20 protein-coding genes and 1 other RNA gene are annotated in these 19,185 nt (G+C 64.9%); 16 read left to right on the top strand and 5 right to left on the bottom strand.

Annotated features, from left to right (window positions below; genetic code table 11):
* Window positions 1-13: 13 nt before the first annotated feature.
* The 3 genes from CH249_RS24520 to CH249_RS24510 form a co-directional block, all read right to left on the bottom strand.
* Entirely contained in the window at window positions 14-358 is a 345-nt protein-coding gene (locus tag CH249_RS24520) for a YciI family protein (protein ID WP_094682891.1), read from the bottom strand.
* 185 nt (window positions 359-543) lie between these two features.
* Entirely contained in the window at window positions 544-1,764 is a 1,221-nt protein-coding gene (locus tag CH249_RS24515; RefSeq protein ID WP_094682890.1) for an acyl-CoA dehydrogenase family protein, read from the bottom strand.
* A gap of 45 nt (window positions 1,765-1,809) precedes the next feature.
* Window positions 1,810-3,219: an acyl-CoA dehydrogenase family protein gene (locus tag CH249_RS24510; RefSeq protein WP_094629880.1), complete on the bottom strand. Its 1,410-nt coding sequence runs from the start codon at window positions 3,217-3,219 to the stop codon at window positions 1,810-1,812.
* Between the two features lie 143 nt (window positions 3,220-3,362).
* On the opposite strand from CH249_RS24510, the gene CH249_RS24505 reads away from it, so the two are divergent.
* Window positions 3,363-3,731, top strand: coding sequence for a DUF1304 domain-containing protein (locus tag CH249_RS24505; protein ID WP_032398320.1), 369 nt, complete (start codon window positions 3,363-3,365; stop codon window positions 3,729-3,731).
* Between the two features lie 7 nt (window positions 3,732-3,738).
* Here the strand turns inward: CH249_RS24505 and hisN are convergent, their stop codons facing one another.
* The gene (hisN, locus tag CH249_RS24500; RefSeq protein ID WP_094682889.1) at window positions 3,739-4,530 is read right to left on the bottom strand and encodes a histidinol-phosphatase; all 792 of its coding nucleotides are present in this window, start codon (window positions 4,528-4,530) and stop codon (window positions 3,739-3,741) included.
* Between the two features lie 58 nt (window positions 4,531-4,588).
* Window positions 4,589-5,080 carry a carbonic anhydrase gene (locus CH249_RS24495; protein ID WP_094629871.1) on the bottom strand — a complete coding sequence of 164 codons (492 nt, stop codon included), beginning with the start codon at window positions 5,078-5,080 and terminating at the stop codon, window positions 4,589-4,591.
* A 224-nt stretch (window positions 5,081-5,304) separates the two neighbouring features.
* Between CH249_RS24495 and prfB the strand changes: the two genes are divergently transcribed.
* From prfB to CH249_RS24420, 15 genes are all read left to right on the top strand, one after another.
* Complete coding sequence (prfB, locus tag CH249_RS24490; RefSeq protein WP_032398321.1) at window positions 5,305-6,417, top strand: peptide chain release factor 2; 1,113 nt, start codon at window positions 5,305-5,307, stop codon at window positions 6,415-6,417.
* Window positions 6,418-6,455: 38 nt separating this feature from the next.
* On the top strand, window positions 6,456-7,355 hold the full coding sequence (locus tag CH249_RS24485; protein WP_032397701.1) for a mechanosensitive ion channel family protein: 900 nt from the start codon (window positions 6,456-6,458) through the stop codon (window positions 7,353-7,355).
* Window positions 7,352-7,798: a hypothetical protein gene (locus CH249_RS24480; protein ID WP_094682888.1), complete on the top strand. Its 447-nt coding sequence runs from the start codon at window positions 7,352-7,354 to the stop codon at window positions 7,796-7,798. The genes CH249_RS24485 and CH249_RS24480 overlap by 4 nt, the downstream gene beginning before the upstream one ends.
* A gap of 86 nt (window positions 7,799-7,884) precedes the next feature.
* The gene (gene ftsE / locus CH249_RS24475) at window positions 7,885-8,574 is read left to right on the top strand and encodes a cell division ATP-binding protein FtsE (protein ID WP_027496574.1); all 690 of its coding nucleotides are present in this window, start codon (window positions 7,885-7,887) and stop codon (window positions 8,572-8,574) included.
* Window positions 8,575-8,640: 66 nt separating this feature from the next.
* On the top strand, window positions 8,641-9,546 hold the full coding sequence (ftsX, locus tag CH249_RS24470; RefSeq protein ID WP_094629868.1) for a permease-like cell division protein FtsX: 906 nt from the start codon (window positions 8,641-8,643) through the stop codon (window positions 9,544-9,546).
* Window positions 9,547-9,629: 83 nt separating this feature from the next.
* Window positions 9,630-10,103: an SsrA-binding protein SmpB gene (smpB, locus tag CH249_RS24465; protein ID WP_032397704.1), complete on the top strand. Its 474-nt coding sequence runs from the start codon at window positions 9,630-9,632 to the stop codon at window positions 10,101-10,103.
* Window positions 10,104-10,111: 8 nt separating this feature from the next.
* Window positions 10,112-10,966 (top strand): DMT family transporter, encoded by an 855-nt coding sequence (locus CH249_RS24460; protein ID WP_094629867.1) that lies wholly within the window; start codon window positions 10,112-10,114, stop codon window positions 10,964-10,966.
* Between the two features lie 31 nt (window positions 10,967-10,997).
* Window positions 10,998-12,449 (top strand): SDR family NAD(P)-dependent oxidoreductase, encoded by a 1,452-nt coding sequence (locus CH249_RS24455; RefSeq protein WP_254924073.1) that lies wholly within the window; start codon window positions 10,998-11,000, stop codon window positions 12,447-12,449.
* A 65-nt stretch (window positions 12,450-12,514) separates the two neighbouring features.
* Window positions 12,515-12,885, top strand: a transfer-messenger RNA (tmRNA) gene (ssrA, locus tag CH249_RS24450).
* Window positions 12,886-13,000: 115 nt separating this feature from the next.
* Window positions 13,001-13,696, top strand: a complete 696-nt coding sequence (locus CH249_RS24445) for a S9 family peptidase (protein ID WP_094648190.1) — start codon at window positions 13,001-13,003, stop codon at window positions 13,694-13,696.
* Window positions 13,675-14,964: an NAD(P)/FAD-dependent oxidoreductase gene (locus tag CH249_RS24440; RefSeq protein ID WP_373453539.1), complete on the top strand. Its 1,290-nt coding sequence runs from the start codon at window positions 13,675-13,677 to the stop codon at window positions 14,962-14,964. Before CH249_RS24445 ends, CH249_RS24440 begins: the two co-directional genes overlap by 22 nt.
* The gene (locus CH249_RS24435) at window positions 14,955-15,734 is read left to right on the top strand and encodes a DUF1365 domain-containing protein (protein ID WP_094682887.1); all 780 of its coding nucleotides are present in this window, start codon (window positions 14,955-14,957) and stop codon (window positions 15,732-15,734) included. The genes CH249_RS24440 and CH249_RS24435 overlap by 10 nt, the downstream gene beginning before the upstream one ends.
* Window positions 15,731-17,032: a cyclopropane-fatty-acyl-phospholipid synthase family protein gene (locus CH249_RS24430; RefSeq protein ID WP_176459087.1), complete on the top strand. Its 1,302-nt coding sequence runs from the start codon at window positions 15,731-15,733 to the stop codon at window positions 17,030-17,032. Before CH249_RS24435 ends, CH249_RS24430 begins: the two co-directional genes overlap by 4 nt.
* Window positions 17,029-18,354: a cyclopropane-fatty-acyl-phospholipid synthase family protein gene (locus CH249_RS24425; RefSeq protein WP_045195697.1), complete on the top strand. Its 1,326-nt coding sequence runs from the start codon at window positions 17,029-17,031 to the stop codon at window positions 18,352-18,354. Before CH249_RS24430 ends, CH249_RS24425 begins: the two co-directional genes overlap by 4 nt.
* Window positions 18,342-19,142: a DUF1295 domain-containing protein gene (locus tag CH249_RS24420; RefSeq protein ID WP_094629879.1), complete on the top strand. Its 801-nt coding sequence runs from the start codon at window positions 18,342-18,344 to the stop codon at window positions 19,140-19,142. The genes CH249_RS24425 and CH249_RS24420 overlap by 13 nt, the downstream gene beginning before the upstream one ends.
* Window positions 19,143-19,185: the final 43 nt, after the last annotated feature.

Here is a 19,185-nt window from a genome sequence, read left to right as displayed (position 1 = left end):
GGAACTGCGCGGGTCAGAATTCTGCAAGGGGCCGCACGATCACCGCGCCGCCGTCCTTGGAGCCCGGGCATCGGGCCGCCCACTCGAGTGCCGTGTCCAGGTCGGGGACGTCGATCACGTCGTAGCCGCCGAGAACCTCGTGCGACTCGGCGTACGGGCCGTCGGTGACGGTCCGTTCCTCGGTGCGCGGATCGACGCGCACCGCCGTGGCGGTCGTCAGATCGGCCATGGCGTACCCGGAGACGAAGACGCCGGCTTCCTTCATCTCTTTCTCGTAGGTCATCCAGTCCTCGACACTGCTGCAGCCCGGTGCTGCTCCGGGCGTGGTGTCGGCGTTGATCAAGAGGATGTACTTCATGGTGCGCTCCTGGGTTCGGTACCTCGTTGTCGCGGCGCGAGTCGCCGTTCACGATGACGACGTCCGGCAGACCACGATATCGACACCGTCCCGGAATTTTTCTTTCCGACGCACGAAAAACGGCATCGGACGCGGGGTCCGATGCCGTTTCGCGGCTACATCTCGGCTCGACGACGAGCCAGGTATCACTTCAGTTCTGCGGACGACTTCCCGAGTACTCGACGAGCAACGATCAGCTGCTGGATCTGCTGAGTTCCCTCGAAGATGTCGAGAATCTTGGAGTCGCGGCTCCACTTCTCGAGCAGCGGGCGCTCGGAGTAGCCGTAGGTACCGGCGAGTTCCACTGCCTTGAGGGTGATGTCGACTGCCGAGCGGCCCGCCTTGGCCTTCGACATCGACGCCTGCAGCGAGTTGGGCTCCTTGTTGTCGGCCATCCACGCTGCCCGCAGTGCGAGCAGATGCGCTGCTTCCCAGTCCGCTTCGAGGCGGAGGAACTCTGCGGCCGCCGCGTGCTGGTTGTAGGCGGGTGTGTCGTATGAGATGTCGACTCCGGCATCGACCAGGATCGATCGCAGCTCTTCGAGCGCCGCCCGCGCCACACCGATGGCCATACCGGCCACCAGGGGGCGGGTGTTGTCGAAGGTCTGCATGACGCCTGCGAAGCCCTTTTCGACGTTCACCTCGGCGGTGCCGAGCAAATTGTCCTTCGGGATGCGGCAATCCTCGAGCAGCAGCGCAGCGGTGTCGGACGCCTTGATGCCCAACTTGTGCTCGAGACGTGCAACCGACAGGCCCGGTGCGTCACGCGGAACGACGAACGACTTGATGGCCGCGCGGCCGAGCGACTTGTCGACCGTCGCCCATACGACGATGTGGGTGGAACGCTCACCGGCGGTGACGTAGATCTTCTCGCCGTTGAGTACCCACTCGTCACCGTCGAGGACGGCGGTGGTGGTCACCGCTGCGGAGTCCGAGCCGAAGCTGGGCTCGGTGATGGCCATCGAGGCCCACACCTTGCCGAAGCGCTCGAGCTGCTCGTCGGTGGACACGGCTGCGATGGCCGAGTTGCCCAGGCCTTGGTAGGGGATCGACAGCGTCAGGCCGACGTCGCCCCAGCAGGTCTCGATCACGTTCACCAGGGCAGACATGTTGCCGCCGTTGGCGTTCGCGGTCTTGCTGGGCTTGGCCGACTCGCTGTCCTTCTCGCGGCCACCGGCGGCTCCGCCGATTTCGCCACCGGCGTCGGACATGCCTTCGACCATCGACGCCATGGTGTCGAGCTCGACCGGGTACTCGTGCTCGGCGAGGTCGTACTTGCGGGAAATCGGGCGGAAGATCTCGGCAGCGACCTGGTGAGCCTGATTCGCCTGCGCCCGAAGCTTCTTGGGAAGTTCAAGATTGATCATGGTGTGTGTCCTTGGGTGAGTGCCATGGAATTCGGGGGCGGACGGCTAGATGAGAACGATGCCTTCGGCGACGCCGACGGATCGCAGATCGCGGTACCACCGTTCCACCGGGTGCTCCTTGGTGAAGCCGTGACCGCCGAGCAACTGAACGCCATCGGAACCGATCTGCATGCCCTTCTCGGAGGCGAGTCGACGCGCGAGCGCCGATTCGCGGGCGAACGACAGTCCCTGCTCGGCCCGCGAAGCGCCGCGCAGCGTCACCAACCGCATGCCGTCGAGCTCGATGGCGATGTTGGCGACCATGAAGGCCACGGCCTGGCGGTTGCTGATCGGCTCGCCGAAGGCCACACGCTCGTTCACGTAGGGGACGACGTAGTCCAGCACGGCCTGGCTCGTACCGACGGCCAGCGACGCCCAGCCCAGTCGTGCGAGACCGATGGCGGCGCTGTACTCGGCGGCCCGCTGGTCCGCGTCACCGTCACCGAGCAATGCCGACTCGGGTACTGCGACGTCGGTCAGGATCAGGCGACCGAGACCGGCAGCGCGCAGTCCCATGCTCGGATCGGCCTCGACGACGAGACCCTTCGAGTCGGACTCGACGATGAAGAATGCCGGGCGGCCTTCGAGTTCTGCGGCGATGACGAACAGCTCGGAGCTGCCTGCAGCAGGCACGAGGCTCTTGACGCCGTTGAGCTTGTAACCGCTGGGGGAGCGAACGGCCTTGGTCTGCAACGCATACGGATCGAAGAGCGCGCGGGGCTCGTTGACGACCACCGCAGCGTTCGGAACCTTCTCGCCCACGAACGCGGGCAGGTAGGTCTTCTGCTGTGCATCCGTTCCCCATTGGGTCAGCGCGACGGCTACGCCGGAGGGGGCAAGGATGGGCAGGGCCAAGCCCATGTCGCCGTGCGCCAGCGCCTCGGCGACGAGCGAGTTGGTGACGGCCCCGCGCTCGGTGGCAGCGCCGTCGAGCTCCTCGGGAACGTTGATGAGGGTGATGCCGAGTTCGGCGGAGCGACGCACGAGGTCCTCGGGCGACGACGCGTTGTGGTCCGCATCGAATGCGGCAGGCCGGAGGATTTCCTCGGCGAACTCCTTGACCGTCTCGACGATCATGCGCTGCTCGTCGTCGGGCGTCAGGTCGAAGTAGCTCAGGTTCTTGGCGGCACCGTCGTCGAGACGCTTGGGCTTACCGCCACCGGTGACCTTGGCGAACGTGCGATTTGCCGCGCCGAGCGTCTTGAACCCGGTCTTGGTGCTCTCGTACGTCACCCGGTCGATCGTCTGACGAAGGTTGTACTTCTCCGCCAGTTCGGATCCGGTGATGGCGGTCAGAACGCGCATCGCGGTTCCGATCGCATCCCTCTTGAACGGGTTGAGGCCAACCGCAGAAGTATCGCGGGGCACCTTGGGGGCCTTCGCGTCGACCACACTGTCTTGCTTGCTCATGATCACCAGTTCCTCGGCGTCGGTCACGGACTCCACAGATCTTACTCCCGAGTAAGATAGCTGTCTACTATCGAGTAAGTTCACGCGCCGAGCCGAGTGGTTGCCGAGTGCATCGCGCCAGGCCGGGCTGGATGTGGCACGCTGATCCGGTGCATCCGATCGCCCAGGTTTTCGCAGGCCTCGCCGCGGCCCTCCACGTCGTCATCTTCGTCATGGAGAGCGTGGCCTGGTCCAGGCCCGCAGTATGGTCGCGTTTCGGCGTCGCCAGTCAGCACGACGCCGACGTCGTCAAACCGATGGCCTTCAACCAGGGCTTCTACAACCTGTTCCTGGCCATCGGCATCGTGGTCGGCCTCGTCGTGGGCGGCTCCGCGGGCGACGCCATCGTGTACTTCGCGTGCGCGAGCATCGTCGGCGCGGCACTTGTGCTCGCGACCGGTGGCGCGAAGTATTTTCGAGCTGCGTTCGTCCAGGGCATCACACCGCTGATCGCGCTGGTTGTGGCTGCAGTTCTCTAGGCGAATGTCAGGCCCGAGGGGACAGGTGCTCGAGGACCGCGTGCTGCAGTAGGCCGTTGGTGGCCACGGCACTGCCACCGTGTGGGCCCGCGGTGCCGTCGAGCGCGGTGAACTCGCCGCCTGCCTCGCGCACCAGGACATCGAGGGCCGCCAGGTCCCACAGCGAGACCTCGGGTTCGGCGGCGATGTCGACTGCCCCCTCGGCCACGAGGCAGTACGAGAAGAAGTCGCCGTAGCCGCGTACCCGCCACACGGCGTCGGTCAGATCGAGGAACCGATCTCGGGTGCCGAGGTCGGCCCAGCCGGACAGGCTGGAGAAGCTCAGACTCGACGACGCCAACGAAGCGACCTTCGAGACCTCGATCGGGCGCGGGGTGCCGCCGTCGGACGCCGTCCATGCTCCGAGATCGCTCGCGGCCCACCAGCGTCGGTTCAGGGCAGGCGCGCTGACGACTCCGACTCGCGGTACGCCGTCGTCGAGCAACGCGATGAGGGTCGCCCAGACGGGCACGCCGCGGACGAAGTTCTTGGTGCCGTCGATGGGATCCACCACCCACTGGCGTCCGCTGAAGGTTGCAGTACCGCCGAACTCCTCGCCCAGCAATGCGTCGGTGGGGCGCTGCGCACCCAGCGAGTTGCGGATTGCCGTCTCGACAGCCAGATCCGCGTCGGACACCGGGGTGAGATCCGGCTTGGAATCGACCGACAGGTCCATGGCGAGAAACCGTCGGCGTGTGATGGCGTCCGCCTCGTCGGCGAGAGTGAGGGCGAGAGCGAGATCGGAGGAGTAATCGGTCACCGGAGAAGACTATCGCCGCGCACGGGCTGCTCGTACGCGGCGACATGGGTGGTCGGGCCTATTCGGTGACTTCGTTCAGCTTTCCGGTTGCGACGTCGAAGACGAAGCCTCGAACGGATTCGTGCTTCGTGACGAACGGGCTCTGCTCGATGCGGGCGAGCGACTGGCGAACATCGCGGTCCAAGTCGGTGAACGACTCGGCAGCCCAGTGTGGCTTGATGCCCGTCTCGTCCTGTAGGTCTTTCTTGAACTCGTCGTCGGTGAAGGTGAGCATGCCGCAGTCGGTGTGATGGATCAGGATGATCTCCTTCGTGCCGAGTAGACGCTGACTGATGGCCAGTGAGCGAATCTCGTCGTCGGTGATGACACCGCCCGCATTGCGGATCACGTGTGCTTCGCCGTCGTGGAGACCGAGGATGCGGTAGACGTCGAGTCGGGCGTCCATGCACGCCACCACTGCCACGTGCTTCGACGGCGGCAACGGCAGGGGACCGTCGAACGTCGCGGCGTACGCCTTGTTGTTCTCGAGGTACTGGTCGGTGACGGTCATGCGACGCTCCTGTGTACTGCGGGTGTGGCCGGCACCGGGCGGTGGCAGGCATGTCGAGATGCGAATATGTCGATGAGCCGAAAGCTAGCAGTCCACCGATGGCCTGACGAGAGTTGAAATCTGCGCGGTTCGAACCCTCGACGTGGGTGTCAGTTCGGCTCGTGGGGGCCGGGGGAATCGGGGGCGGTCGGGTTCGGGTTCGCGTGCCGGTAACCTTGACTCTCGTGCATCCCGACGTTTCTGCAGACCTGGCCGAGCTCGACACCACTCTGTCCACCGTCGAGTCGGTGCTCGACGTCGAGGAACTGCGGCGACGCATCGACGAACTCGAGCATCAGGCGGCGTCGCCGGACCTGTGGAACGACCAGGAACACGCGCAGCAGGTGACCAGCCAGCTGTCCCATGCGCAGGCCGAGCTTCGCCGCGTCGAAGAACTCAGGCAGCGCCTCGAGGACATGCCGGTTCTGTACGAGCTCGCCGAGGGTGAAGAAGGCGAGGCAGCCGAATCCGCCACCGCCGATGCCGACGCCGAACGCGCCGCGCTCCGGGAGGACATCGCAGCCATGGAAGTGCGGACCCTGCTCTCCGGTGAGTACGACGCACGAGACGCACTGGTCAACATCCGTTCCGGTGCAGGCGGAATCGACGCGGCCGACTGGGCCGAGATGCTCATGCGTATGTACATCCGCTGGGCCGAGAAGCACGGCTACGGCGTCGAGGTCTACGACACGTCCTACGCCGAAGAGGCCGGTATCAAGAGCGCAACGTTCGCGGTCAAGGCTCCGTACACGTACGGCACGTTGTCGGTGGAACAGGGGACGCATCGGCTGGTGCGGATCAGCCCGTTCGACAACCAGGGTCGTCGCCAGACCTCGTTCGCGGAGGTGGAGGTGCTTCCGGTCGTCGAGACCACAGACCACATCGAGATCCCGGAGAACGACATTCGTGTGGACGTGTACCGCTCGTCCGGTCCGGGTGGGCAGTCGGTCAACACCACCGACTCCGCCGTTCGGTTGACGCACATCCCGACGGGGATCGTGGTGACCTGCCAGAACGAGAAGTCTCAGCTGCAGAACAAGGTCTCGGCCATGCGGGTGCTGCAGGCCAAGCTGCTCGAGGTCAAGCGCAAGGAAGAGCGTGCCGAGATGGATGCGCTCAAGGGTGACGGCGGTAGCTCCTGGGGTAACCAGATGCGCTCGTACGTTCTGCACCCGTACCAGATGGTCAAGGATCTGCGGACCGAGTACGAAGTCAACAATCCGTCTACAGTTCTCGACGGGGACATAGACGGATTCCTGGAATCGGGAATTCGTTGGCGAATGCGAGGGGAGCAGTAGATGACCGGTCATTGCGCAGGATCCGCTCCGTCGTTCCGATGACCAGCTGGCTGAACCCGACGCTCGACCTGAAGCTGAACGCCCTCGGGATCGTGCTGTACATCCTGGGCGGAATGCTGGCCGCGCGGTTCGTCACCTGGACCGGGTCCCGCATCACTGCCCGAATCGATCAGAACTACCAGCACAGCGATGCGCTCGTGCGGTCCGAGGCCGCCAAGCACCGGCACGCGCTGGCCCAGGTCATCACCTGGGTCGTGGTCACCCTCATCTACATCCTCGTCACCATCGAAGTGCTGCGTCGCTTCGGATTCGGCGTCGGCGGGCTCGTGGCACCCGCGACGGTCATCGGCGCAGCGCTCGGCTTCGGTGCTCAGCGCGTGGTCCAGGACATTCTGGCCGGGTTCTTCATCATCACCGAACGTCAGTACGGATTCGGTGACGTCGTGCAGATCGCCGTCAACGGTTCTGCCGAGGACGCCGAGGGCACGGTCGAGGACGTGACACTGCGCGTCACCCGGGTCCGCAGCGTCGACGGTGAGGTCATCACCGTGCCGAACGGGCAGATCGTCAAGGCGATCAACCTGTCGAAGGATTGGGCGCGCGCCGTCGTCGACGTTCCCGTGCCGAGCACCGCCGATCTCACCCAGGTGAACGCGCTGCTCCGATCGGTCGGCCGCGACGCGTTCGCAGACGCTCGGTTGCGTCCGCTGTTGCTCGACGAACCGACCGTGATGGGTGTGGAGAGCATCGAGGTGGGACAGGTCAACGTTCGCCTCGTTGCGCGAACATTGCCGGGTAAGCAGTTCCAGGTAGGACGAGAACTTCGAGTCCGAGTGGCCGCCGCGCTGCGACCCGAGGGCATCAGCGTTGCTCCCGACGTCAGTACGGCCGGGGTCGCGCCGGAAGCGTCGGGACGAGATCGGACGGAGGATCGATGAATACGCCCGATACCGGAACCGAACGGCCGCAGTGGAACTGGCGACAGTGGCGCATTCCGGCCAAGATCAACGGCCGCGTCCGCACGTCCACAGTCGCGTTCGGGATCTGCTTCGTGCTCACCGGTCTGTGGTACGGCCAGGTCAGTGCAGAGATCGCCGAGAGGGACAGTGAACGTATCCAGGGCCCGGTTGCCGTGGACCCGGGCGAACTCACCCCCTACACCCAGCCGCAAACCGTGGAACCGACCTATTCGAGTACCACCGTCACACCCACTCCGACCGCCACCACCGATCCCGACGGATCGGGAAGCGTCGACGAATCAGGGCAGCCGGCGACCACGACGACCCTGCCGTCGACGACCACCGCGCCGTTCGGTGTCCCGCTGCCACCGGTGATTCAGTCGCTGATACCCAGCCAGCCTGCGCCGACGTCGTCTCGCTGAGGCATCCTTTACCGTCTCTCGGGACTCGCCGCGGTGCTCCCTCGGTTCCGGCGGTTACCGGACGGTAAGGACTACACTGGCGACCCGTGATCAGCACCTCGAATGTCTCCAAGTCTTACAAGACCTCCACCAGGCCTGCCCTGGACAAGGTGACGGTCTCCATCGACAAGGGTGAGTTCGTGTTCCTGATCGGTCCGTCCGGTTCGGGCAAATCGACGTTCATGCGGCTGCTCCTCAAGGAGGAGACGCCCACCTCCGGCGACATCCACGTCGCCGATTTCCACGTCAACCGACTGGCGGCCCGACGCGTCCCCCGGCTGCGGCAGAGCATGGGCTGCGTGTTCCAGGACTTCCGCCTGTTGCAGCAGAAGACGGTGGTGGAGAACGTGGCGTTCGCTCTCGAAGTGATCGGCAAGCCGCGCTCGATGATCAAGCGCACCGTTCCCGAAGTTCTCGACCTGGTCGGACTCGGCGGTAAGTCGGATCGTCTGCCCAACGAGTTGTCCGGTGGAGAACAGCAGCGGGTGGCGATCGCTCGCGCGTTCGTCAATCGTCCACTCGTGCTGCTCGCGGACGAGCCGACCGGAAACCTCGATCCGGACACCAGCCAGGACATCATGCTGCTGCTCGAGCGCATCAACCGCACCGGAACCACGGTGCTGATGGCCACCCACGACAACCACATCGTCGACTCGATGCGCCGACGCGTCGTCGAACTCGACAACGGACGAGTCGTTCGTGACGAGGCCCGCGGGGTCTACGGCGTCGGTCGCTGACGCCGCCGCCGACTCAGGACCGCACAGACGTCACGACCGAACGAATCGAAGGGCTCGGATTCCGCGATGCGCGCAAGTTTCATCTTCAGCGAGGTCCTCACCGGACTTCGCCGCAACATCACCATGACGATCGCCATGATCTTGACGACCGCAATTTCTCTGGGCCTGTTCGGCGGAGGGCTGCTCGTGGTCCAGATGGCGGGAAAGACCCAACAGATCTTCCTCGATCGGGTGGAGGTGCAGATCTTCCTCACCGACGACATCTCGGCGAGCGACGCCGATTGTGCGCAGGAGACCTGTGCCACCCTGCGATCGGATCTCGAGAACACTCCGTCGGTGGTCTCGGTGCAGTACCTCAATCGTGAGGATGCGGTGAAGGACGCCACCGAGCGCGTGTTCAAGGATCAGCCGGAGTTGGCCGAACTGGTCAGTGCCGACAGCTTTCCCGCGTCGTTCAAGGTGCGTCTGAGCGATCCCGAACGGTTCGGGGTCATCAACGACAACTTCGAGAATCGACCGGGCGTGCAGAGCGTTCTCAATCAGCGCGATCTTGTCGAGCGTCTGTTCAGTGTGCTCAACGGCGTGCGCAACGCGGCTTTCGCCATCGCCACGGTGCAGGCGATCGCGGCAATCCTGTTGATCGCCAACATGGTTCAGATCGCTGCGTTCACCAGACGAACCGAGGTGGGCATCATGCGGTTGGTCGGTGCCACTCGGTGGTACACGCAGTTGCCCTTCCTCCTGGAGGCGGTGGTGGCGGCGTTGATCGGCTCGGCGCTCGCGATCGCCGGCCTGTTCACCGCGAAGAACATGTTCATCGACGACGTTCTGTCGGATGTGTATCAGGCCAACATTCTGGCCCGAATATCGAACAGTGACGTTCTGCTCGTCTCGCCGTTCCTCGCGCTGGTGGGAGTGGGCATGGCTGCGGTGACGGCGTACATCACGCTGCGGTTGTACGTGCGCGAATAAATTCGGTTGCCGTTCGGTTCTATGCTGGAGCGGTTGCCCGTGGAACCGATCCACGCGGCGCATGCTCGAGAAAGGGCCCTGCAGTGAGAGAGAAGGGCCGCAAGGCCATCGCGACCAATCGCAAGGCGCGGCACAACTACTCCATACTCGACGTCCTCGAGGCCGGAGTCGCCCTCGTCGGTACCGAGGTCAAGAGTCTGCGCGACGGTAAGGCTTCACTGGTCGACGCCTTCGCGACCGTCGACGACGGTGAAATCTGGCTGCGCGGGCTGCACATCGCCGAGTACACGCTCGGGAGCTGGACCAACCACGCGCCGCGGCGAAACCGCAAACTGCTCCTTCATCGCCGCGAGATCGATCGCCTGGCAAGCAAGGTCAAAGAGGGAAATCTGACGCTGGTGCCGTTGTCGATGTATTTCTCCGACGGCAAGGTCAAGGTCGAGCTGGCACTGGCCAAGGGCAAGCAGGACTACGACAAGAGACAGTCGCTGGCCAAGCGCACCGCCGAACGCGAGGTCACTCGCGAGCTCGGTCGTCGCGTGAAGGGAATGCGCTGACCGCTGTACTGCTCGCCCTGGTAGCCGCCGTCGGCTACGGAGTGAGCGATTTCGTCGGCGGAGTCGCATCCCGCCGAGTCGCCGCCCTCCGGGTGGTCATCGTGTCGTACCCCCTGTCGCTGTTGATCGTGCTGCTCGTCGCACCGTTCGTCGGCGGCACGATCGAGCTCCCGGCGATGCTCTGGGGGCTGGCATCGGGTGTCGCCGGTGGCGTTGCGGTGTGGTGGTTCTACCTGGCCCTCGCTGCCGGGCCGATGGCCGTGGTCTCACCGGTCACCGCCGTCCTGGTCGCCGGGATCCCGGTCCTGGTGGGGCTGTCCATGGGTGAGCGTCCGGGAATCATCGCGTTCGTCGGTATCGCCGTAGCACTGGTGGCCGTGGTGCTGGTGAGCAGAGAATCCCCGGACGAGGTGACCGGCGAGGTGGCCGGCGGACGCGAGATGAAGTTCACCCGAACGGTCGCTTGGTTGACGGTCGGTTCGGGGGTGACGTTCGCTTTCGCGTTCATCTTTCTGCACCGGATCGGCGACGGCAGCGGGCTGTGGCCGCTGGCGGCATCGCGCGCGTCCGCGACCGCGGTGGTCTGGATCGTGGCCCTCGCTTCCGGTCACTTCGCACCGCCGCACGGCAGCGTGCTCAAACTCGCGGCCTTCGTCAGCGTGCTCGACGTCGTCGCCAACGCGGCGATGATCTACGCCTATCAGGGTGGTCTGCTCTCCTTGGTCAGTGTCATCGCGTCGCTGTATCCGGCGGCGACGGTACTGCTGGCGATGGTGATGCTCGGCGAGCGAGTGGGAATGTTGCAGAAGATCGGAATGGCGTTGGCGCTCGGTGCGATCGCGATGATCGCGCTCTCTGGTTGAACCGCACCGCCCGGGGGTAATGACTCCGGTTATGACAGCTTTCGACTCTGCCTCCGACACCGCCGCGCCCGAGAAGTCGCCGCGCGTCCTCGTCACCGGTGCCACGGGATATCTGGGCGGTCGGCTGGCCCCGCGACTGCTCGACGAGGGGTACACGGTCCGCGTGCTGGCACGCACGCCCGCCAAGCTCGACTCCGTGCCGTGGGCGACCGATGTCGAGATCGTGCAGGGCGATCTGAGCGATCGGGAATCGTTGAAGGAAGCGCTCAGCGGAGTCGACGTCATGTACTACCTGGTGCACTCGATGGGCACCGCAGGGCACTCGGATTTCGCCGACACCGAACGCGACAGCGCCGAGAACGTCGCGGCCGTGGCGGCGGAATGCGGTGTGGGGCGCATCGTCTACCTCGGCGGGTTGCATCCGCCGACCGGTGAACTCTCGCCGCACCTGAAGTCGCGTGCCGAGGTGGGACGCATTCTGATCGACTCGGGAGTCCCGACGATCGTTCTGCAGGCCGGTGTCGTGATCGGATCCGGCTCGGCGTCGTTCGAGATGATCCGGCACCTCACCAATCGGCTTCCGGTGATGACCACACCGCGGTGGGTACACAATCGCATCCAGCCCATCGCTGTGCGGGACGTGTTGCACTACCTGATCGGTGCCGCGAGTGCGCCCATCACCGAATCCAGGACGTTCGACATCGGCGGTCCCGATGTCATGCAGTACGGCGAGATGATGAACATCTATGCCGACGTCGCGGGTCTGCGGCAGCGTCGGATCATCGTGCTCCCGGTGTTGACTCCGCGACTGGCCGGTCACTGGATCGGGCTGGTGACTCCCATTCCGCGCGGGCTGGCGATGCCGCTCATCGAATCACTGCAATACGACGCCATCGGTCACGAGATGGACATCGATGCCGTCGTCCCGCGCCCGGAGGACGGCCTGACCGGCTACCGCGATTCCGTGAGATTGGCGCTGCGCAAGATCGACGACGGGGAGGTGGAGACTCGGTGGACAGATGCCACCGGTACCGCGGCACCGTCGGATCCGTTGCCTTCGGATCCGACCTGGGCAGGCGAGGTCGTCTACACCGACACCCGGGTCGCCCGCAGTGCAGCGCAGTCGACCGCGATCAGGCCTGCACTCGAACGATTGGCCGATGCCGACGTTCTCACCGGCTGGCATCGCGACGTCACCGGACCCGACGCATCCGCGTCGGGCACCGAGCACACCACGCGGCTCAAGTCCTCCACACGACTTCCCGGCGAGGCCTGGCTGGACCTGACGGTCGGGGGAACTGCAAAGCAGCCGACGATCGAGCAGCGGTTGGTGTTCTTCCCTCGTGGACTGGCCGGCCGGGCGGTCTGGTACGCCTCGCTGCCCGTACGCCTGGTGATGGCCCGTCGGATGCTGCGCACGGTGGTGCAACGAGTCGACGCCGACGCTGCCTCGAATTCTGCGGATCGCCGAGTCGGCCGTTAATGGAATGAATGTGTCCGGGGGAGGCGTTACACTGAACAGCCCGGGCACGGTGTTCGGGAACATACGGGGCTGAACGGTTTCGACTTTGTATGTTGAGTCAGGGGAAGCGTGTCGGTGCAGGCGAGAGACCACCGTAAGCGTCATCGCAACCTTATAAGCGCCGATTCCAATCAGCGCGACTACGCACTCGCTGCCTAAGTAGCGACTGCGTGTCTGTCAGTCCGGGCTTGCCCTCGGCCCGGGTACTGGCATCAGCTAGAGGGCTCACCGATTCATCCGGCCGCGGGATGATGAGGAACATCAAACAGTGGCTGGGATCGTCATCCTGACTTGTTCGCGAGATCGGGAGATCCAAGTAGAGGCATAGCGGACTGCACACGGAGAAGCCCTGGCAATGCAGCAGAGGACCCGGGTTCGATTCCCGGCAGCTCCACCGACGAAGACCGGGCCGAGAGATACTCTCGGCCCGGTCTTCTTCTTTGTCGGCCAGGTCACAATCGACTCGGTCGAACCCATCCAACCCGAAGCGACCGCGGTGTCGAATAGTGGTCATGAGCAACGAGCCCACCCCAGTTCTGCATACCGGCAGACCGGTGCGCGCGCCGTCACTGGTCGTGCTGGTCCTCGGCGGCGGGAAAGACGTGAGCCGGGCCCGCAGTCGGCCGTGGCACCTGGCCGGTCTGCGCATGTGGACGTTCACCTGGATGCTTCGGCGCGTCGGCCGTACACGCGGCGTATCGGTGCAGCAGCTGCAGTACCGGTTCCGGGGCTGGAACGCGCCCGAACGGTCTCCGGTCGAGGACGCCCGATGGGCCCTGAACCGAATTCACGACGAGTACCCGGACGTTCACGTGGTGGTCGTCGGCCATTCGATGGGTGGCCGCACCGCCGCTGCACTGGTCGACGATCCTTCCATCCCAGGAGTGGAGCCGGCAGGAACGACCCAGAAGATCGTGGGTGTCGTGGCCCTGGCTCCGTGGTGGCCGGAGGGCACGGAGGTCGATGCGTTCGAACCGGGTAGGAAGCTGCTCGTGATGCACGGAACTGCCGACAGGTGGACCGATCCTCGAACGTCCCGCCGGGCGACCGAACGTGCGGCGGCGCGCGGGGTGGACGCTCGCTACCTCTCGGTGCCGGGTGGGCATTTCATGCTGCGCAATCCGCGGGTCTGGTCCAGGGCAACGCGGGACTTCGTTCTCGGTATCGCTGCCGATGCGCCGGCCGACTGCATGGGCAGGCAATCGTGACGCGGCGCCGGGTCGCGGTGGTGGGGAGCGGTGTTGCCGGTCTGACGGCGGCGTACGCGCTCTCGTCGACGTCGTCGGTGACGTTGTACGAGGCGGACTCCCGCCTCGGCGGCCATGCGGACACCCACTACGTGGACGGACCCGATGGCCGCGTCGGCGTCGACACCGGGTTCATCGTGCACAACGACCGGACATATCCGACGCTGCTTCGACTGTTCGACGAGCTCGAGGTGCCTACTCAGGATTCGGACATGAGCATGTCCGTGCGGTGCGACGGGTGCGGCCTCGAATACTCGGGCGGCCAGGGCATGCGCGGAATCCTCGCGCAACGCACAGCGGTGTTCAAGCCGCGATTCGTCTCGATGCTGCTCGACGTCAAGCGTTTTCATCGCCTGGCCAACGAACTGCTGGACAGTTCCGAACCGGTGGAGTCCGAGACGACTCTCGCGCAGTTTCTCGCAGAGCACTCGTTCTCGGCGTACTTCGAAGCACACTTCATGACGCCGCTGGTGTCCGCGGTGTGGTCGTGCAATCCGGACACTGCTCTCGCGTACCCGGCTCGCTACCTCTTCACCTTTCTTCGGCACCACGGGATGCTCACCGTCACCGGCTCTCCCACCTGGCGCACCGTCACCGGTGGATCCATCGAATACGTTCGGCGGGTTGCTCGGCACATCGACGAGGTGTTGCTCGATACCCCCGTGCACGCGGTCTACAGGTCCGAGGACTGCGTGCAGATCCGAGACGCCCGCGACGACCTGCGTACGTTCGACGCTGCCGTGATCGCGGTGCACCCCGGTGCCGCGCTGAAGATGCTCGCAGAACCGACTGCGCTCGAGCACAGCATCCTGGGAGCGATGCCGTACTCGACCAATCACACGCAACTGCACACAGATTCGTCGGTACTGCCGAAAAACACGAGGGCGCGAGCGTCGTGGAACTATCACCTCCCGTCGTGCGCGGCCAAACCCGACCGGGTGCTGGTCAGCTACGACCTGACCAGGTTGCAACGCCTGGGGGAGACCGATCGCAGAATGCTGGTCACCCTCGGTGGAGCGGATCGTATCGACCCGGGTCGGGTGCTGGACGAGATGACCTACGAACACCCGCAGTACACCCCGGAATCGGTTGCAGCGCAGCGTCGACTTCCCGAATTGGACACCGACACCGTGGCATTCGCCGGTGCCTACCACGGCTGGGGATTTCACGAGGACGGTGCGCTCTCGGGTGCGCGGGCCGCGCAACGGGTGGGTGCCACGTGGCTCTGACGTCTCTTCTGCCGGCCACCCGCGCGCACGGGGCGGCTCTGTATCGCACTCGAATCGACCACGTTCGGCGCGCGCCGATTCGAAACACGTTCTCGTACCGGAGCTACAGCTGGTTCGTCGACCTCGACGCGCTTCCCGAGTTGCCCCGGATACTGCGACCACTGGCCTCGTTCGACTCCCGTGACCACCTCGGTGACCCCGACGCCAGTCTTCGCCAGAACGTCGATGCGTTCCTCGCGGAGAACGGTATCGACCTCGGCGGCGGACGGATCACGATGTTGGCGAGCGCACGGGTGTTCGGTCACACCTTCAACCCACTGAGTGTGTACTGGTGTCACGACAACGACGGAGAGCTCCGCTGCGTCGTCGCCGAGGTGCACAACACCTACGGTGAGCGATACCGGTACCTGGTGCACACCGATCATCGCGGCGCGGCCCGTACGACCAAGGAGTTCTACGTCTCTCCGTTCAACGACGTCGATGGCGAATACTCCATGCTGCTACCCGAGCCGGACGCCGCGCTTCGGCTCTCGATCGTCCTCGAACGTGCCGGTCAGCCCCCGTTCGTGGCGACCGTCGACGGCCGTCGACGAGAAGTGACGACGCAGTCGATTCTTCGCACTGCAGTCGAGATCCCGATTGCGCCGCTACGAGTGGTGGTACAGATCCGATGGCAAGGGATTCGGCTCTGGGCGCGGGGGCTGAAGATCGTGCAGAAACCTGCCCCTCCCGGGGCACGAAAATCCCAGAAGCAAGGGGCCAACAGATGACTACTGTGTCGAAATCCAATTCGGTGTCGAACCCGGTCGGTGGTCCGAGCCCGCTGGTCGATCCGCAGGTCTGGCCCCAGATCGCCCATGTTCCCGGTGGTGCAAAGGTTGCGGTGGCCGCACCCGTGGCCGACTTTCTCTTTCGCCGTGCGGTGGCACGCCTGCAGGTTCGGGTCGCGATGCCCGACGGCGAGGTGATCGGTGCCGGTTCGGCCGAGGCACCGTTGATGACCGTCCATCGGCCACACGACTTCGCCGCACGGGTCGGGGACAGCGGACTCATCGGATTCGGTGAGGCATACATGGCCGGTGACTGGGATGCCGAGGACCTCACTGCTGTGCTCGAGGTCTTCGCCCGGCGAATGGCGTCGCTGATTCCCAAGTCGCTGCAGCGACTCCGAGGGCTGTACATCCCGAAACCCCCACGGAGCGAGCGTAATACGACTAAGAACACGCGATCGAACATCTCGCGCCACTACGACTTGTCGAACGATCTCTTCGAACTCTTCCTCGACGAGACGATGACCTACTCGAGTGCGTTGTTCGCCGAATCGGGGAGCGGAGACGACAGTGCGGAGCTCGCCGACGCTCAGCGCCGCAAGATCGATCGGCTACTCGACCGCGCGGGCGTCGGAGAGGGAACCAGAGTGCTCGAGATCGGCACCGGATGGGGCGAGCTGGCCATTCGTGCGGCCGCTCGTGGTGCGACGGTACGGTCGGTGACACTGTCGACCGAACAGCAGGAGCTGGCGCGTAAGCGCTGTGCCGCTGCCGGTTACGCGGACAGAATCCGGATCGATCTTCTCGACTACCGCTTGGTCGACGGCGAGTACGACGCGATCGTGTCGGTCGAGATGATCGAGGCCGTCGGGCATCAGTACTGGGCAACGTATTTCGAGACGATCGACTCGTTGCTCGCGCCGGGTGGGCGAGTTGCCCTGCAGGCCATCACGATGCCGCACGACCGAATGCTGGCTACTCGAAACACGTACACCTGGGTACACAAGTACATCTTTCCCGGCGGGTTCCTGCCGTCGGTGCGAGCCATCGAAGAGGTCACCGAGCAGAGCACCTCGCTTCGGGTACGGGAGCGACTGTCCATGGGTGATCACTATGCGCGAACCCTCGCGCTGTGGGACAGGCGTTTCCGCGAATACCGCAGCGAGGCAGAGCAGCTCGGTTTCGACGAGGTGTTCGCACGGATGTGGCACTTCTACCTGTGCTACTCGGAGGCCGGGTTTCGATCCGGGTACCTCGATGTTCAACAGATCGTGCTCGACCGAAGGGACAACCGATGACCACCTCGACACTCTCCGTGGACCGGACCGATCGACGAGTCGGCGTCGCGCATCGAATTGCCGAGTTGGTGGAACCCCTGGTGGGTGGTCCACTTCCCGTTCGGCTGCAGGCGTGGGACGGGTCCGTTGCAGGCGATGCCTCGGCACCGAGGGTGCTGTTGCGCAGTCCGAGCGCTCTTCGGCGATTGCTGTGGAGCCCCGGTGAACTCGGTGCTGCGCAGGCATACGTCACCGGCGAGTTGGACGTCGACGGCGATCTCGCCGCGGCTCTCGATCACGTCTGGGGTGTGGTGCGTGAGCGTCGACTCTCGGCGATCCGTCCGGGGCCGGCCTCGCTACTACGATTGGCGAAACTGGCCAAGGATCTCGGGGTGTTCGGCCGTCCACTGCCGCCGCCCGTGTCGCAGGCCTCGGTGAAGGGGCGGCTGCACTCGGTGCTCCGCGACCGCGCTGCGATCAGCCACCACTACGACCTGTCGAACGACTTCTACGAGTTGGTCCTCGATTCGCACATGGCGTACTCGTCGGCGTACTGGACCTCCGATTCACCGGATTACACCCTCGACGACGCTCAGCGCGACAAACTCGACCTCGTATGCCGAAAGATCGGCCTCGACAAGCGCGTAGGGCAACGCTTTCTCGACGTCGGTTGCGGCTGGGGATCCCTGAGCCTGCACGCGGCACAGGAGTACGGGGCAAAGGTCGTCGGAGTGACGATCTCCCGGGAGCAGAAGGCCTTCATCGACAAGCGCATCGCCGACCGAGGACTGCAGGACCGCGTCGAGATCCGAATCCAGGATTATCGAGAGATTCCGGACGGGCCCTTCGACGCGGTGGCGTCGATCGAGATGGGCGAGCATGTGGGGGAGGCCAATTACCCGACCTACACCGCCGCCCTGCATACCAACGTCAAGCCCGGCGGCCGCGTGCTGATCCAACAGATGTCGCGGAGGGAAGGCGACAACCCCGGCGGCGGAGCATTCATCGAATCGTTCATCGCGCCGGACATGTACATGCGCCCGGTCGGGCGGACCGTCGCGATGATCGAGGAGGCCGGACTCGAGGTTCGCGACGTCCACGCCCTCCGGGAGCATTACGTGCGGACCGTCGACGTCTGGACCGAGCGCTTCGAGGCACGCTTCGACGACGTGGTGGCGATGGTCGGGGAGGAGGTCGCTCGCGTGTGGCGGCTGTACCTGATCGGCGGTGGAATGGCGTTCCGGGACAACAGGATGGGCGTCGATCAGATTCTGGCGGTCCGGTCCGGGAGCGGACCGTCCGAGATGGAACCGGTTCGACCGGTGTGGGTGTGCCCGCGGTGAACTGGTCCGACTTCCTGACCGTATCGCTGGCGAGCCTCGGCGGTACCGCTGTCCTGATGATCGTCACCGCCCTCATCGGCGCGCGTATCGGACGCCACAACGTCGTGGACGTGACGTGGGGCGGCGGATTCGTTCTGATCGCCCTGATCTCGGCTGCGACCGGAACAGGTGAACTGTGGCGTCGCTTACTACTGCTCGTCCTGGTCGGTGTGTGGGGGCTTCGCCTTGCCGTGCACGTCTTTCGACGCTCGCGCGGGCACGGCGAAGATCCGCGCTACACCGAGATGCTCGCCAAGGCCCCCGGTAACGAAACCCTGTACGCCCTGCGGAAGATCTACCTGACGCAGGCGGTTGCATTGTGGTTCGTGTCCCTGCCGCTGCAGGTATCCGCTGTCGCACACGGATCCGTTCTGCCGGTCGTCGTGCTCGGAGTACTGGTCTGGATTCTCGGATGGACGTTCGAGGCAGTGGGCGATGCGCAGTTGAAAGCCTTCAAGGCCGACTCCTCGAACAAGGGCCGGATCATGGACCGGGGTCTGTGGGCCTGGACGCGGCACCCCAACTACTTCGGCGACTCGGCGGTCTGGTGGGGACTGTTCCTCGTCTCGGCGTCGGCGTGGCCCGGGGTGTTCACGCTTCTCTCGCCCATCGCGATGACGTACTTCCTGGTGTTCGCCACCGGTGCACGGTTGCTCGAGCGCAGCATGGAGAAGCGACCGGGGTATCGCGAATACCAGCAGCGAACGAGCTATTTCCTCCCGCGGCCACCGAAGCAGCACAGCAAGTAGCTCACGGGTGCGGGGGCGGCGCTAGGGTTGGTCGAGAAGTTCG

Source organism: Rhodococcus sp. 05-2255-3B1 (genome assembly GCF_002258545.1).
In the GTDB taxonomy this organism is placed as follows: domain Bacteria; phylum Actinomycetota; class Actinomycetes; order Mycobacteriales; family Mycobacteriaceae; genus Rhodococcoides.
This window is presented reverse-complemented; position numbering and strand designations above follow the sequence as displayed.

Bases quoted from the DNA above. Each gene is read 5' to 3' on its own strand.
- CH249_RS24430 (WP_176459087.1), top strand. From the start codon at position 15,731: ATGACTACTGTGTCGAAATCCAATTCGGTGTCGAACCCGGTCGGTGGT.
- CH249_RS24425 (WP_045195697.1), top strand. From the start codon at position 17,029: ATGACCACCTCGACACTCTCCGTGGACCGGACCGATCGACGAGTCGGC.
- CH249_RS24480 (WP_094682888.1), top strand. From the start codon at position 7,352: ATGAATACGCCCGATACCGGAACCGAACGGCCGCAGTGGAACTGGCGA.
- ftsX (WP_094629868.1), top strand. From the start codon at position 8,641: ATGCGCGCAAGTTTCATCTTCAGCGAGGTCCTCACCGGACTTCGCCGC.
- CH249_RS24455 (WP_254924073.1), top strand. From the start codon at position 10,998: ATGACAGCTTTCGACTCTGCCTCCGACACCGCCGCGCCCGAGAAGTCG.
- CH249_RS24445 (WP_094648190.1), top strand. From the start codon at position 13,001: ATGAGCAACGAGCCCACCCCAGTTCTGCATACCGGCAGACCGGTGCGC.
- CH249_RS24485 (WP_032397701.1), top strand. From the start codon at position 6,456: ATGACCAGCTGGCTGAACCCGACGCTCGACCTGAAGCTGAACGCCCTC.
- CH249_RS24495 (WP_094629871.1), bottom strand. From the start codon at position 5,080: ATGACCGTCACCGACCAGTACCTCGAGAACAACAAGGCGTACGCCGCG.
- CH249_RS24520 (WP_094682891.1), bottom strand. From the start codon at position 358: ATGAAGTACATCCTCTTGATCAACGCCGACACCACGCCCGGAGCAGCA.
- CH249_RS24515 (WP_094682890.1), bottom strand. From the start codon at position 1,764: ATGATCAATCTTGAACTTCCCAAGAAGCTTCGGGCGCAGGCGAATCAG.